This window comes from Agromyces chromiiresistens (genome assembly GCF_029167465.1).
In the GTDB taxonomy this organism is placed as follows: domain Bacteria; phylum Actinomycetota; class Actinomycetes; order Actinomycetales; family Microbacteriaceae; genus Agromyces; species Agromyces chromiiresistens.
In genome coordinates this window covers 318,974-333,507 of the sequence record NZ_JARFNL010000001.1, presented here as the reverse complement: position 1 = coordinate 333,507, position 14,534 = coordinate 318,974, and the positions used below count along the sequence as shown (strand labels likewise).

The following is a 14,534-nucleotide window of genomic DNA, read 5'->3' as shown; positions in this document are numbered from 1 at the left end:
GGAGCGACGATGGAGCGTGTCGAGACCGCTCACGAGGCATCCCATCGGTAGAAGCCCTCGCCGGCCTTGCGGCCGAGCTTGCCCTCGGCGACCAGGCGGCGCAGCAGGGCGGGCGGTTCGAATCGGTCGCCGAGCGTCTCGGCGAGGTACTCGGCGATGCCGAGCCGCACGTCGAGTCCGACGAGGTCGGTGAGCCGCAACGGCCCGACCGGGTGCTTGTAGCCGAGCGTCATCGCGGCGTCGATGTCCTCGGCGCTCGCGACCCCCGCCTCGAGCATGCGGATCGCCTCGAGCCCGAGCGCGACGCCCAGGCGCGACGAGGCGAAGCCCGGGGCGTCGGCGACGACGATCGGCGTCTTTCCGATCGCACGCACCCAGTCGCGCGCGTCGTCGACGAGCGAGGGGTCGGATGCCTCGCCGCGCACGATCTCGACGAGGGTCGAGGCCGGCACGGGGTTGAAGAAGTGCAGGCCGACGAACCGGTGCGGGCGCTCGAGCAGGGCGGCGAGCTGGTCGATCGAGATCGACGACGTGTTCGACGCGAGGGCGGCGCCCGGTGCGAGCACCGCCTCGACCCGGGTGAGGGCGTCGATCTTGAGCTCGAGGTCCTCCGGCACCGCCTCGACGACGAGATCGCAACCGGCGAAGGCGTCGACGGCGGTGCTCGTCGCGAAACGGGCGGCGTACGCTGCGACATCCTCGTCGGCGGTGCCGCGCGCGATCGAGGCGTCGACCGACTCGAGCACACGGGTCGCGGCGGCCGCCGCGGCATCGGCGTCGCGCTCGACGACGGTGACCCGCGAGCCCGCGAGCAGGAAGGCGTGGGCGATGCCGGCGCCCATGCGACCGCCGCCGAGCACGCCGACACGGCCGGGGGCACCAGAGGCGGTGCTCGACGAGGGAGTCGTCTCGGGACCGCGGGACTCGTCGTTCACTGCTTCCTCTCCAGGAACTCGGTCATGCGCCGCATCTTCTCGGGGCTCTCGAAGAGCACGGCCTGCTCGTCGAGGTCGACCGCGGGGTGCGCCGAGCGCGGAGCGCGGAAGACGCGCTTCGTCGCCATCGTCGCGGCCCGGTCGTTGCGGGCGATGCGGTCGGCGACCTCGTGCGCGGCCGCGAGCAGGTCGCCGGCCGGGTGCACCGACGAGACGAGCCCGATCGAGAGCGCCTCGGCCGCGTCGATCGTGCGCCCCGTCAGCAGCAGCTCGGCCGCGCGGGCGTCGCCGACGATCTCCTTGAGGCGCCAGCTGGCGCCGGCCGCGGCGATGATGCCGAGCCCGGTCTCGGGATTGCCGATCTTGAGCGACGGGGTCGCGATGCGGATGTCGGCGGCGTACGCGAGCTCGGCGCCGCCGCCGAGGGCATACCCGTCGAGGGCGGCGATGACCGGCATCGGCAGGTCGGCGATGCGGATGAAGGCGTTCGCGTTGATGCCGCGGCGGGCGTCGTGCGCGCGACGATCGCGGAGCTGGGCGATGTCGGCGCCCGAGGCGAAGACGCCGCCGGCACCGGTGATGACGAGGATGCGCGGCTCGGCCTCGAGCTCGGCGCACAGCGCGTGCAGGGCGTCGATCGTGGCCTGGTCGATCGCGTTGCGCTTCTCGGGCCGGTCGAGCGTGGCGACGACGCGATCGGCCGACCGCTCGACGCGGAGCGGCCCCTCGGCGACGCCGTTCGTCGAGTCGCCCATCACACGCGCTCCACGATGAGGGCCGAGCCCTGGCCGACGCCGACGCACATGGTCGCGAGGCCGTAGCGAGCGCCCTCGCGTTCCATGCGGCCGAGCAGGGTCACCACGAGACGCGACCCGCTCGACCCGAGCGGGTGCCCGAGCGCGATGGCGCCCCCGTCGGCATTGACGAGCTCGTCATCGAGCCCGAGCCGGCGGATGCAGGCGATCGACTGCGTCGCGAACGCCTCGTTGAGCTCGATCGAGCCGATCTCGTCGAGGTCGATGCCGGCCCGCTCGAGCGCCTTCTCGGTGGCCGGCACCGGTCCGAGCCCCATGATCTCGGGGGCGATGCCCGCGCTCGCGCCGACCACGATGCGGGCCCGCGGGGTGAGCCCGTAGCGCTCGACCGCGGCGGCGCTCGCGACGACGATCGCCGAGGCGCCGTCGTTGAGCGAGCTCGAGTTGCCGGCCGTCACGACCTCGCCGCCCGGCACGACCGGGCGCAACCGCGCCAGAGCCTCGAGCGTGGAGTCGGGCCGCGGTCCCTCGTCGACGAGCACGTCGCCGCGATGCGTGGGCACGCCGACGATCTCGGCCTCGAACCGGCCGGCGGCGATCGCCGCGGCGGCCCGATGCTGCGAGCGCAGCGCGAAGGCGTCGGCCTCTGCACGGGTGATGCCGTCGACGCGCGCGACCTCTTCGGCCGTCTCGGGCATCGAGTAGGTCGCCTTGTCGCGGGCGACGAGTTCGGGGTTCGGGAACCGCCAGCCGATCGACGTGTCGTACGCCGCGCCGGGCTTCGCCCACGCCGAGCTCGGCTTCTGCTGCACCCAGGGCGCGCGGGTCATCGACTCGACGCCGCCGGCCACGATGAGGTCGGCGTCGCCGGCACGGATCGCCTGCGCGGCCATCGTGATGGCCGACATGCCCGAGGCGCAGAGCCGGTTGACGGTGACGCCCGGCACCTCGTCGGGCAGGCCGGCGAGGAGCACGGCCATGCGGGCGACGTTGCGGTTGTCCTCGCCGGCCTGGTTGGCGGCGCCGAGGATCACCTCGTCGATCTCGGCCGCCTCACCGGGTGCGAGGCCCGAACGGCGCACCGCCTCGCCGACGACGAGTGCGGCGAGGTCGTCGGGACGTACCGTCGCGAGGGCGCCGCCGTAGCGACCGACGGGCGTGCGCGCCCCTCCGACGAGATAGGCCTCGGCCATGCGGCTCTCCTGACTGCGTTGTCCGACGGGGCACCGTGAGCACGGTATCGCCCGGTCGAATTCCTGACCGAGCGTTCGGGAAGTAATTATGTCACGTCGCGGCATCCGCCGCGACCTCGCCACCGCTCCGGCGAGCCTCGAAGACGACGGATGCCTCGGGGCGGCGATCGCCCCGAGGCATCCGTGCTCGTCGACGGTTCAGTCGAGCAGGTCGACGTCCTTCGTCTCCTTCACGAGCGAGACGCCCACGAGCGAGATGACGGCGGCGATCGCGATGTAGACGCCGATCGTCCACGAGGCGTGGAACTGGTTCATGAGCGCCTCGGCGATCATCGGGGCGAACGCGCCGCCGAGGATCGCGCCGAGCGCGTACCCGATCGAGACGCCCGAGTACCGCACGTTCGCCGGGAACATCTCGGCGTAGAGCGCCGCCTGCGGCCCGTACGAGAGGCCCAGCCCGAACGTCATCACGAACAGCGCGACGAAGTACCAGAGGATCTCGCCCGTGTCGATGAGGAACCACATCGGCACGGCCCAGAGCGCGAGGAAGACGTAGCCGATCTGGAACGTGCGCACGCGACCCAGCCGGTCGGAGACCCGGCCGCCCCAGAGGGTGAAGATCAGCCAGCCGAACGAGGCGAGGGTCGTCGCGAGCAGCACCGTCGGGCGGTCCATGCCGAGCGCCGTGACCGCGTAGGTCGCGAAGTACGCGATCAGCAGGTAGCCGGCCGCGTTGTTCGCGATGAAGATGACCGCCGTGAGCACGACCTGCTTCGTGTTCTTGCGGAACAGCTGGCCGAGCGGGGCCGAGGCCTCCTTGCGGCGGCGCAGCAGCTCCTCGAACACCGGGCTCTCCTCGACGGCCTTGCGGATGACGTAGCCGACGATGATCAGCACGATCGAGAGCAGGAACGGGATGCGCCATCCCCACGCCATGAACGCCTCGGGCGACATCGAGCTCGTGAGCACCCACAGCGTGAAGGTCGCGAGGATCATGCCGATCGGCACGCCGATCTGCGGGAAGGCGCCGAAGAACCCTCGCTTGCCGTTCGGCGCGTGCTCGACGGCCATGAGTGCGGCGCCGCCCCACTCGCCGCCCGCCGAGAAGCCCTGCAGGATGCGCAGCAGGATGAGCAGGACGGGCGCCGCGATGCCGATCGCGGCGTAGGTCGGCAGCACGCCGATGAGCGCGGTCGACAGGCCCATCATGACGAGCGTGAAGACGAGCATCTTCTTGCGGCCGAGCTTGTCGCCGAGGCGACCGGCGACGACGGCGCCGAGCGGGCGGAACAGGAACGAGATGCCGATCGTCGCGAACGAGAGCACCTGGGCGAGGCCCGGGTTCGACTCGGCGACGGGGGCGAGGAAGAGCGGCGCGAGCACGAGGCCGGCGGCCTGCGCGTAGATGAAGAAGTCGTACCACTCGATCGAGGTGCCGACGAGGGTGCCGGCGAGGACCTTGCGTTCTTCGGCCGTGGTGCTTCCGGCCCGGGGGCGGTCGGTGACAGCGGTCATGCGAACTCCGTTGTTCAGGGGGCGGGCGGGGACAGGCCGGCCGGCGCGACCGGGACGCGTCGCGCCGGAGACCTATTTCCTGACCGATTGTTCGGTAGGGAATCCAGAGCGTATCGCATCCGGCCGCCCGTGCGGAAGGCTGTCAGCGGCATCGGGCAGGCTTGAGGGCATGAGCGACCTGCGTCCGTCCGCCCTCGAAGCCCTGCGCGAGCTCGTCGGCCGCGACGACGCCGTCTTCCACGACGGCCAGTTCGAGGCGATCCAGGCGCTCGTCGAGGGGCGGCGTCGCGCCCTCGTGGTGCAGCGCACCGGCTGGGGCAAGTCGGCGGTCTACTTCGTCGCGACGCTCCTGCAGCGGCGCGCCGGCGCCGGCCCCACCCTGCTCGTCTCCCCGCTCATCGCGCTCATGCGCGACCAGATCGCCGCCGCCGAGCGAGCAGGCGTGCGCGCAGTGGCCATCAACTCGACGAACGCGCACGAGTGGCGCGACGTCGAGCAGCAGCTCGCGGCCGACGAGGTCGACGTGCTGCTCGTCTCCCCCGAGCGCCTCAACAACCCGGCGTTCCGCGAGACGCAGCTGCCGGCGCTCGTCGAGCGCATCGGCCTGCTCGTCGTCGACGAAGCGCACTGCATCAGCGACTGGGGGCACGACTTCCGTCCCGACTACCGCCGGCTCCGCGAGCTCATCGCCCGGATGCCGGCCGACGTGCCCGTGCTCGCGACCACGGCGACCGCGAACAGCCGCGTCGTCGCCGACGTGGCCGAACAGCTGGGGGCGACGACGGGCGGTCCGGCGCCCGCCTCCCGCCCTGATGCGGATGCCGCGGCCGGCGTGCTCACCATCCGCGGTCCGCTCGCCCGCGCCTCACTGAGGCTCGGCGTGCTGCGGCTGCCCGACTCGCCGAGCCGGCTGGCGTGGCTGCTGAACCACCTCGACGACCTGCCGGGCTCCGGCATCATCTACACCCTCACGGTCGCCGCGGCGAACGACACCGCACGCCTGCTGCGCGAGCACGGCCACGCCGTGCGCGCCTACACGGGCCAGACCGACCCCGACGAACGCGCCGAGTCCGAGACGATGCTGAAGCGCAACGAGGTCAAGGCGCTCATCGCGACGAGCGCGCTCGGCATGGGCTTCGACAAGCCCGACCTCGGTTTCGTGCTGCACCTCGGCGCTCCATCGTCACCCGTCGCCTACTACCAGCAGGTCGGCCGCGCGGGGCGGGCGACCGAGTCGGCCGACGTGCTGCTCATGCCCGGCACCGAAGATCCCGACATCTGGCACTACTTCGCCACCGCGTCGATGCCCGATGAAGAGCGCGCGAGCCGCGTGATCTCGGCCCTCTCCTCCGACGCCCCGACCTCGACGCCGTCGCTCGAGGCCATGGTCGACATCCGGCGGACCCCGCTCGAGCTCCTGCTCAAGGTGCTCGACGTCGATGGGGCGGTGCGCCGGGTGCAGGGCGGCTGGGTCGCGACCGGTGCGCCATGGGTCTACGACGCCGACCGATACCGCCGCATCGCCGCAGAGCGCCTCGCCGAGCAGCAGCACATGCTCGAGTACGAGACGACCGACGGCTGCCGCATGGAGTTCCTGCAGCGCTCGCTCGACGACGACACGGCGACCCCGTGCGGCCGGTGCGACAACTGCGCGGGCGCCTGGTACCCGACGAGCGTCGGCGGCGAGGCATCCGCCGCCGCCCGGGGAGCGCTCGACCGGGTGGGCGTTCCGATCGAGCCGCGTGCGCAGTGGCCCACCGGCGCCGACCGCCTGGGCGTACCGGTGAAGGGCCGCATCGCGCCCGAGGCGCGAGCCGCCGAGGGGCGGGCGCTGGCCCGGCTCACCGACCTCGGCTGGGGCGGCACGCTGCGCGAGCTGTTCGCGGCCGGCGCCCCCGATGCACCGGTGCCGCCCCGCGTGCTCGACGGCTGCGTGCGGGTGCTCGCCGAGTGGGGTTGGGCCGAGCGCCCGGTGGCCGTGGTCGCGATGCCGTCGCGCTCGAAGCCGCAGCTGGTCGATTCACTCGCGCGCGGCCTCGCCGAGGTGGGGCGGCTGCCCTACCTCGGTGCGCTCGAACTCGTCGACGGCGGCCCGACCGGCCAGCCGGGCGGCAACAGCGCGTTCCGGCTGGCGGGCGTGTGGCATCGCTTCAGCGCCGGCGGGCTCGGTGTGCCGGCTGGGCCGGTGCTGCTCGTCGACGACCAGGTCGACAGCCGATGGACCCTGACGGTCGCCGCACGCGAACTCCGCGCAGCCGGGGCGACCGAGGTGCTGCCTTTCGCGCTGGCGGTGCGAGGGTAGCGGGCGCGCTGCGTCAGTACGTCTGGTGCACGATCGCCTGCGCGACGGCGGACGCGCCGTCGCCCTGGATCCGGTAGAGGCTGTCACCCACGACGAGGTAGGCGGGCGACGACGGTCCGTCGTCGTATCCACGGACGACCGCCTCCGCCGTCGACCCCGCGGGTACGTCGGCGAGCTCGATCGGCTCGAACGCCACGTCGCCGTCGGGCTCGCGCAGGCGCTCGAAGAGCGGCCCGAATCCGCGGGCGGTCGTGATCGAGACGAGCGGCACGGCTCCGCCATCCACGACGACGTCGCAGTCGAAGGCACGGGCCGCCGCCTCGACGGCGCCCGTGAAGCCCTCGACCGGCGCGGTCGTCGCGTCGACCGCCGTGTATTCGACGGCGCTGCCGTCGGGAAGCTGCTCGGCCGCGACGATGCCCTGCTCGTCGAGCCCTCCGGTGCAGGCGGCCTCGCCCTCGCGCGACGGCATCGCCGGCCAGGCGAGCTGCTCGGGCGACGCGCCCGCGATGCTCGTGAAGACCGGCTCTGCTGCGGCGGCGAGGCGGTCGAGCATGTCGCCACCGGGCACGCCGAGGAAGCGCGATCCCGCACCGGTCAGTCCGGCGGCGCTGATGCTCAGCCGCACCCACGCGTCGCCCACCGGAGCCGACAGCCGCCACCCGCTGTCACCGGCGGCGATCGATGCGGTGATCCCGGCCACGTCACGGGTATCGGTCGACGGGGCGTCACCGGCCCACTCGGGTTGCCACTCGCCGGCCGCCCCGGGGAGCACGTCGACGCGCAGGTACGCCCAGTCGGAGCCGTTGCCGTACTCCGGCATCCCGCTGCCGACCCGCCACGAACAGGGCAGGCCGCCGACGCCCTCGAGCAAGAGGCCGGTGAAGACGTCGTGCTCGTACGCCGCGGCGACGGGCTCGACCGGGGTGCCGTCGCCGCCCTCGAGGGTCGCCGCGACGAGCTCGGGCGCGACGAGGTCGTCGCACTCGAGCGGCGTCGCGACGGGCTCGGGAGACGCGGCGGCCGTCGGGTCGGGAGAAGCCGCGGGTGCCGGCTCGGGGGTGCATCCGGCGAGGCCGGCGACGAGGACGGCGGTCGCGACGACTCCGGCGAACAGTTCGAGACCCGATGAGCGCATGGGTCCGAACATAGCGCGCCGGTGGGGTCGGCGGATCAGGGTGTGCACGGTGACGGGCGCGGCATCCTGCCCTCACCCGCCCCGTCTTCCCGCCGTCCGCGACGGCTCACTCCCCGGTGGAGTCCTCAGGGGCGGCGGGCGTCTCCGTCGGAGCGGGCTCCTCGGTCGGGACGGGCGCCTCGGTCGGAGTCGGCGTGCTCGGCGGCCCGAAGAGCCGCCACGATCCGGCGGCGCATTCGTAGAACTGCACGGTCGAGGTGTCGATGTAGACGTCGCCGTTCGTCGTGCACGTGTCGGCCGCCGGAGCGCCGACGCCGAGCAGGACCTGGGTCCCCGGAGTGCCGGCTTCGCCTTGCGCTCCCTGTTCGCCCTGTTCGCCCTGTTCGCCCTGTTCGCCCTGCGCGCCGGTCGCACCCGTCTTTCCGGTGGCGCCCGTCAGGTTCTCGGCGGCCGACTCGCGGATGTTGCCGACGAGCGTCCACTCGCCGTTCTCGAAGAGGTACACGTCGGAGGTGGTGATGTCGATGTAGACGTCGCCCTCGTAGCCCTTGCCGGCCTCGGGCACGCCGCTGCCGGCGCGAACGGCCGATCCCGCGGGCAGGATCTCCTCGAGCGCCTCTTCGTAGGCGGCCTCGTCGACCGTCGCCGTCGGCGTCGGGCTGGGAGCCGCGGCCGTCGAGTCACCGGATCGAGCGAGCCACGAGCCGAGGAACGCCGCGACGAACGACAGCACGACGATGACGACGCCGAACCAGATGAGCATCGAACGCGTCGCGGCCGCGGGTGGAGCCGCAGTCGCGGCACCGGCGGGCGCGCCGGCCGGTGGCGCACCACCCTCGGACGGAGCAGGGGTCGAGGTCGGTTCGTCGGTCATGCGGTTGCGCCTCCCCAGCGCGCTCCCGCCCGAGCCCGGGCGGCCGCGCCGGGGAGTCGCGTCGCGCTCATGCTAGCGCCGCGACTCCCGCGGGCTCAGGAGGCGGGCTCGACGTCAGTCGTGTCGGCCACTGACGCGGTCACATCGGACGACTCGACCTCGACGACCTCGACCGTCTCGACCTCGACCGTCTCGACCTCGACCGTCTCGACCTCGACCGTCTCGACCTCGACCCTCTCGACCTCGACCGCGGCGGCACCGCGCTCGAGCTCGCCGTGCAGGTCGTCGCCGAGGCGCACGTCGACGAAGTCGACGTCGATCTCGGCGCGACCGAGCAACTCGCTCATGCGACGCTGACGGTTGCGCGGGATGAGGGTGACGACGCGACCCTCCTTGCCGGCGCGGCCGGTACGGCCCGCACGGTGCAGGTAGGTCTTGTACTCGTCGGGCGCGTCGGCCTGGATCACGAGGTCGATGTCGTCGACGTGGATGCCTCGTGCCGCGACATCCGTCGCGACGAGCACGTCGACGCGACCGCTCGTGAGCTGGTGCAGGTTGCGCGTGCGCTTGGCCTGGTTGAGGTCGCCGTGGAGGGCGACCGCGCGGATTCCGTAGTCCTCGAGGTGGTCGGTCAGGTCCTCCGCGAAGGCGCGGGTGCGGCTGAACACGAGGGTCTTGCCCTCGCGCTGCGCGAGCTGGGCGACGATGTCGCGCTTGTCGCGGTTGTCGATGACGAACACGCGGTGATCGATCGTCGACGAGGCCTGGTCTTCACCGGCGACCTCGTGCACGGCCGGCTCGACGAGGAATTCGTCGACGAGGGCGGCGACGCCCTTGTCGAGGGTCGCCGAGAACAGCAGCTTCTGGCCGCCGGGGGCGGTACGACGGATGATGCGCTGCACCGGCTCGAGGAACCCGAGGTCGCACATGTGGTCGGCCTCGTCGAGCACCGTGATGACGACCTCCGAGAGGTCGAGGCGGCCCTGCTCGATCAGGTCCTCGATGCGACCGGGGGTGCCGATCACGATGTCGACGCCGCGCTGCAGCGCACCGACCTGGCGCCCCTGCGGCACGCCGCCGTAGATCTGGGTCGTGAAGAGGCCGACACTCTGCGCGATCGGCTGCACGGTGCGGTCGATCTGCAGCGCGAGCTCGCGGGTCGGGGCGAGGATGAGGGCGCGGGGCTTGCGGCCCATCTGGCGGCGTCCGCCGGCCTTGCCCGACTCGGTCCAGAGCTGCATGAGCCGCTCGACCGCGGGGGCGCCGAACGCGATCGTCTTGCCCGAGCCGGTCTTGCCCCGGCCGAGCACGTCGCGGCCCTCGAGCACGACGGGGATCGTCGCGGCCTGGATCGGGAAGGGCGACTCCGCCCCGAGCTCGCGGAGCGCGCGGACGACGTTGCCGCCGAGGCCGAGATCGGCGAAGTCCACACCCTCGACGGCGTCGGCCTGGATGGCCTCGGCCTCGAGGCGCTCGAGCACGACGTCGTCGTTCGACGAGAAGCGCGGCGCCGCGTCGCGAGCGGGGAAGAAGTTCGAGGGCCGGCGACCGGAGTCGCGGAAGCCGGGCCGGTCGAACTCGCGACGCTGGCCGCGATCGTCGCGGCCATGGGCGCGCGCGGGGCGGTCGTCGCGGTCGAAGCGGCGCGGTGCACGATCGTCGCGATCGTGCGAGCGGGCCGGGCGGTCGTTGCGGTCGTACGAACGCGGGGCGCGGTCGTTGCGGTCATGCGAGCGCGGCGCACGGTCGTCGCGATCGAAGCGGCGCGGAGCCCGATCGTCCCGATCGTAGGAGCGGGCCGGACGGTCGTTGCGGTCGTTGCGGTCGAACGAACGCGGAGCGCGGTCGTCACGATCGTAGGAGCGGGCCGGACGGTCGTTGCGGTCGTTCCGGTCGAACGAACGCGGGGCGCGGTCGTCGCGATCGTACGAACGGGCCGGACGGTCATTCCGGTCGTTCCGGTCGAACGAACGCGGAGCGCGGTCGTCACGATCGTACGAACGAGCCGGACGGTCATTCCGGTCGTTCCGGTCGAACGAACGCGGAGCGCGCTCGTCACGATCGTACGAACGAGCCGGACGGTCGTTCCGGTCGTTCCGGTCGAACGAACGCGGAGCGCGCTCGTCACGATCGTACGAACGAGCCGGACGGTCGTTCCGGTCGTTCCGGTCGAACGAACGCGGAGCGCGATCGTCACGATCGTACGAACGGGCCGGACGGTCCTCGCGGTAGTGGGGGCGCGCGGGGCGGTCGCCGTATCGACGGTCGTCGCGCGAGCGCGGGTCCCGGGACGCACCGCTGCGCTCGGCTCCCCGACCGGCCGAGGAATCGGCGCGGCCCTCGCGGTCGGCACGGTGCGGTGAGCGGCCCGAGGCGACGCGCTCGTCGCGCGACCAGCGCTCCTTGCGGGGCGCCTCCTCCTCGGGACGGTAGCCACGGTGGCCGGGGCTGCGCGATCCGGCCTTCTGCGTTCCGCGACCCTTGCCGCCCTTCGCGTACGACGGGTCGAAGTTGGCGGCGGGACGGCCGCCCTTGGGCTTCTTGTTCTTGGGCATGGTGATGACTTCCTGGGTTGTACGAGAGGTACATGGCGGCGCAGCTGCGAGCGCAGCACGCCGAGAACCCGGAACATCGTCGACCGGGGCCGTTCACATACGGTGACTATCCGAGACCAGTCGCCCCGGAACCGGCCCTTTTGACTCACAAACCCATCCGCGCGAACGCGGTGTCAAGAACCGACCCGTCGAGAATACCGGAATCCGGCTGGGAAACCTCCGTGCAGCGCGCGAAACCGGGATCGACCACCGGTTCCGCCTTCGCCAGTGGGCCGAAAGGAGGACTATCCCCCGAACGGGGGCGCTGGCAGACTCGGCCACGGGCCGCCCCCCGTGGCCTGTTCTGGAGGGAACTGTCCAATGAAGCACACCGAACTCCGTCTGACACGCGCGACCGCGCTGTTCGCGAGCGCCCTGCTGATCCCCGCCGTCGCGGTGGTCCCAGCGGCGGCCGCAGCGGCCTCGCCGCAGACCTCCGCCTTCGCCGCGGCATCCGCGACGGCCGACTGCTCGGCCGACCCGAACGCCCGGCTCGATTCCGTCCCGTCGCCGGAGGACGCGCTCGGCACGCCGCTCGGCCTCGGCCAGGCCGAGCCGGTCACGGTCGACCAGATCCAGGCGTACGTCGCCGCGATCGACGCCGCCAGCGACCGGGTCGTCTCGGGCACCGTCGCGACGAGCAACGGGGGCGAGGAGATGCCCTACGCGATCGTGTCGAAGTCGGCGAACGTCACGAAGCCGGCGCTCGACAAGATCGCCAGGCAGATCCGCGAACTGCGCGATCCGCGTGCGCTGAACGACGCGAAGGCGGCCGAGTACGCCGACGAGCTGCCCGCGATCGCGTGGATCGCCGGCAACGTGCACGGCGGCGAGAAGTCGGGCGCCGATGCTGCGCTCAAGACGCTCTACGAGCTGTCGTCGGGCCTGTCGTGCGACGTCGAGAACCGGCTCGACAACCTGATCACGGTCATCATGCCGACGCAGAACCCCGACGGTCGCAACGCGAACCGCCGCCAGAACGACTTCGGCTTCGACCTCAACCGCGACTGGTTCGCGCGCACCCAGGTCGAGACCGACGCCAAGCTCGAGCTGCTGCGGGCCTTCCCGCCGCAGGTCTTCATCGACGCCCACGAGATGGGCGGCCGCCAGTACTTCTTCCCGCCGAACGCCGACCCGATCCACCACGAGATCGCCGACCAGCCGGTCGACTGGATCAACCGCATCGGCGCCGAGAACGCCGAGACGTTCACGGAGAACTACAACGGCATCTGCACCGACACGGTCACGACCGAGTGCTACTTCAACTACCGCTCGTACGACATGTTCTACATGGGGTACGGCGACACGGTGCCCGCGACCGGGTTCGGTGCGGCCGGCATGACCTATGAGAAGGGGTCGGCGTCGGCGACCGAGGACCGGGTGCAGCAGCAGTTCCTCACGCAGTGGGCGACGACCGGTTGGGCTGCCGACAACCGGCACGAGATCCTGTCGAGCTGGTACCAGATCTGGAAGACCGCGCTCGCCGAGGGCGAGGCCGGCACGCTCGAGCCCAACGAGGTCGTGCAGCCGACGAACACCGTGCAGTTCCCGGTGCCCGACCTGACGGTGCGCAGCTATTTCCTGCTGCCCGACCGGCAGCTCGGCGACGTGCGCGAGCTCGTCGACCGGCTGCGCCGCATGGACGTCGAGGTCTACGAGGTCCAGAAGCCCCTGACCCTCGACTCCGCGCGCCTGTTCGGCGGCCGCGACGCCTCCGAGGTGACGGTGCCGGCCGGCTCCTACTGGATCCCCATGGCCCAGCCGCAGAAGCACTGGATCCAGGCGACGCTGGGTGAGGACCCGTACGTGCCGTTCCCGTACTTCTACGACGTCTCGTCGTGGAGCAACCCGCTGCTGGCGGGCATGAACGCCCTCTCGACCGGCGACGAGGTCACGCCCAAGGCGAAGCGCGTGACCGACACCTCGGGCGGCATCGCGAACACGGCGAAGAAGGGCGAGGCGTACGCCTACCCGCTCGACTCCTCGAAGGCGGCCGACCTGACGTTCGCCCTGCTGGGCGAGGGCGCCGAGCTGCAGCGCACGGCCGACGGGCTCGTCGTCGTGCCGCCGTCGGCGATGCGCTCGGTCGACCTCGACCGTCTGGCGCGATCGTTCGGCATCAGCCTCACGAACACGACGGCGCCGACGGATGCCTCGCCGCTCGGCCTGCCCGACGTCGGCCTGTTCGGCGGCACCGGCATCTCGCTCACGGCGGGATCGCACGGCGAGACGCGGTTCGTGCTCGGCGAGCGCTGGGGGCTCGACCTCGCGCCGGTGACGACGGCCGACATCAACGACAACACGGCGGCGTTCACCGACCGCGACGTGCTCGTCGTGCCCGACGGCTCGAACGCGACGGGCGGGCTCACCGCGACCGGTCAGGCGAACCTCAAGGCCTGGGTCGAGGACGGCGGCGTCTACCTGGGCTTCCGCAACGAGGGCACCCGCGTGGCGCGTTCGGCGGGGCTCACGAGCACGACCGAGCGGGCGAAGCCGGCGGGCTACCAGGTCGTCGGCTCGCACTTCCGGGTCGACACGGATGCCTCGAGCGCGATCGGCCTCGGACGCCCCGACGAGGACTTCGCGTTCAACAACGGCGACCCGATCCTCGAGCCGTCGACGACGGGCACGAACGTGGTGACCTACCCGACGGGCGACACGTTCTGGACGAACGGCTACTCGGTCGGCGCCGACGCGCTCCGCGGTTCGACCGCGGTCGTCGACGAGCCGGTCGGGTCGGGGCACGCGGTGCTCTACGCCTTCAATCCGCTGTTCCGCGCGTACAACGACTCGGGCATGCAGCTCGTCGCGAACGCGCTGCTCATGCCGGCGGGCGAGACCGCGGCGTCGTCGAACCGGGCGACCGCCGCCCGTGAGGCCGCGCAGGCGGCACCGGTCGCAGCCGACCTCGGCGGCGAGTGGCGCCCGATCTCGATCACGGTGGCGCCGAACGACGCGAAGAAGGTCACCGCGCTCGTCGCGGAGTACGCCGACGACGCGACCAGGGCGACCGCCGGGGGCAGCACGGTGTTCACGATCGCGAACCCCGACGGGCTGAGCGCCGACGAGCACCCCTTCCTGCGCGAGCTCGTGCAGCGCATCCACGACGCGGGCGTCACCCCCCAGGCGATCGTCGGCTGAGGCCGCAGCCGCCTGTTCGGACGGCGTCGGCTCCGCGATCCGGTATCGCGGGGCCGACGCCGTGCAGCCGGGCGTCCGCCGTGAAAC

The 14,534-nt window shown here is 72.2% G+C and carries 9 protein-coding genes; 2 read left to right on the top strand and 7 right to left on the bottom strand.

Annotated features, from left to right (window positions below; genetic code table 11):
• Positions 1-29: 29 nt before the first annotated feature.
• The 4 genes from PX701_RS01465 to PX701_RS01450 form a co-directional block, all read right to left on the bottom strand.
• Positions 30-935, bottom strand: a complete 906-nt coding sequence (locus PX701_RS01465) for a 3-hydroxyacyl-CoA dehydrogenase family protein (protein WP_420831036.1) — start codon at positions 933-935, stop codon at positions 30-32.
• Positions 932-1,690: an enoyl-CoA hydratase/isomerase family protein gene (locus PX701_RS01460; RefSeq protein ID WP_231429787.1), complete on the bottom strand. Its 759-nt coding sequence runs from the start codon at positions 1,688-1,690 to the stop codon at positions 932-934. The genes PX701_RS01465 and PX701_RS01460 overlap by 4 nt, the downstream gene beginning before the upstream one ends.
• The gene (locus PX701_RS01455) at positions 1,690-2,883 is read right to left on the bottom strand and encodes an acetyl-CoA C-acyltransferase (protein WP_231429786.1); all 1,194 of its coding nucleotides are present in this window, start codon (positions 2,881-2,883) and stop codon (positions 1,690-1,692) included. The genes PX701_RS01460 and PX701_RS01455 overlap by 1 nt, the downstream gene beginning before the upstream one ends.
• A 198-nt stretch (positions 2,884-3,081) precedes the next feature.
• Positions 3,082-4,398, bottom strand: a complete 1,317-nt coding sequence (locus PX701_RS01450) for an MFS transporter (protein ID WP_231429785.1) — start codon at positions 4,396-4,398, stop codon at positions 3,082-3,084.
• A gap of 169 nt (positions 4,399-4,567) precedes the next feature.
• Between PX701_RS01450 and PX701_RS01445 the strand changes: the two genes are divergently transcribed.
• A complete protein-coding gene (locus tag PX701_RS01445) occupies positions 4,568-6,700 on the top strand; it encodes a RecQ family ATP-dependent DNA helicase (RefSeq protein WP_275505264.1) in 2,133 nt (710 codons plus the stop codon).
• A gap of 13 nt (positions 6,701-6,713) precedes the next feature.
• Here the strand turns inward: PX701_RS01445 and PX701_RS01440 are convergent, their stop codons facing one another.
• The 3 genes from PX701_RS01440 to PX701_RS01430 all read right to left on the bottom strand — a co-directional run bounded on the left by PX701_RS01440 (position 6,714) and on the right by PX701_RS01430 (position 11,267).
• Positions 6,714-7,838, bottom strand: a complete 1,125-nt coding sequence (locus PX701_RS01440; protein ID WP_275505263.1) for a hypothetical protein — start codon at positions 7,836-7,838, stop codon at positions 6,714-6,716.
• A gap of 106 nt (positions 7,839-7,944) precedes the next feature.
• Positions 7,945-8,712 carry a hypothetical protein gene (locus PX701_RS01435; protein ID WP_275505262.1) on the bottom strand — a complete coding sequence of 256 codons (768 nt, stop codon included), beginning with the start codon at positions 8,710-8,712 and terminating at the stop codon, positions 7,945-7,947.
• Positions 8,713-8,807: 95 nt separating this feature from the next.
• The gene (locus tag PX701_RS01430; protein ID WP_275505261.1) at positions 8,808-11,267 is read right to left on the bottom strand and encodes a DEAD/DEAH box helicase; all 2,460 of its coding nucleotides are present in this window, start codon (positions 11,265-11,267) and stop codon (positions 8,808-8,810) included.
• Positions 11,268-11,627: 360 nt separating this feature from the next.
• On the opposite strand from PX701_RS01430, the gene PX701_RS01425 reads away from it, so the two are divergent.
• Positions 11,628-14,447: a M14 family zinc carboxypeptidase gene (locus PX701_RS01425; RefSeq protein WP_275505260.1), complete on the top strand. Its 2,820-nt coding sequence runs from the start codon at positions 11,628-11,630 to the stop codon at positions 14,445-14,447.
• The last annotated feature ends 87 nt before the right edge of the window (positions 14,448-14,534 follow it).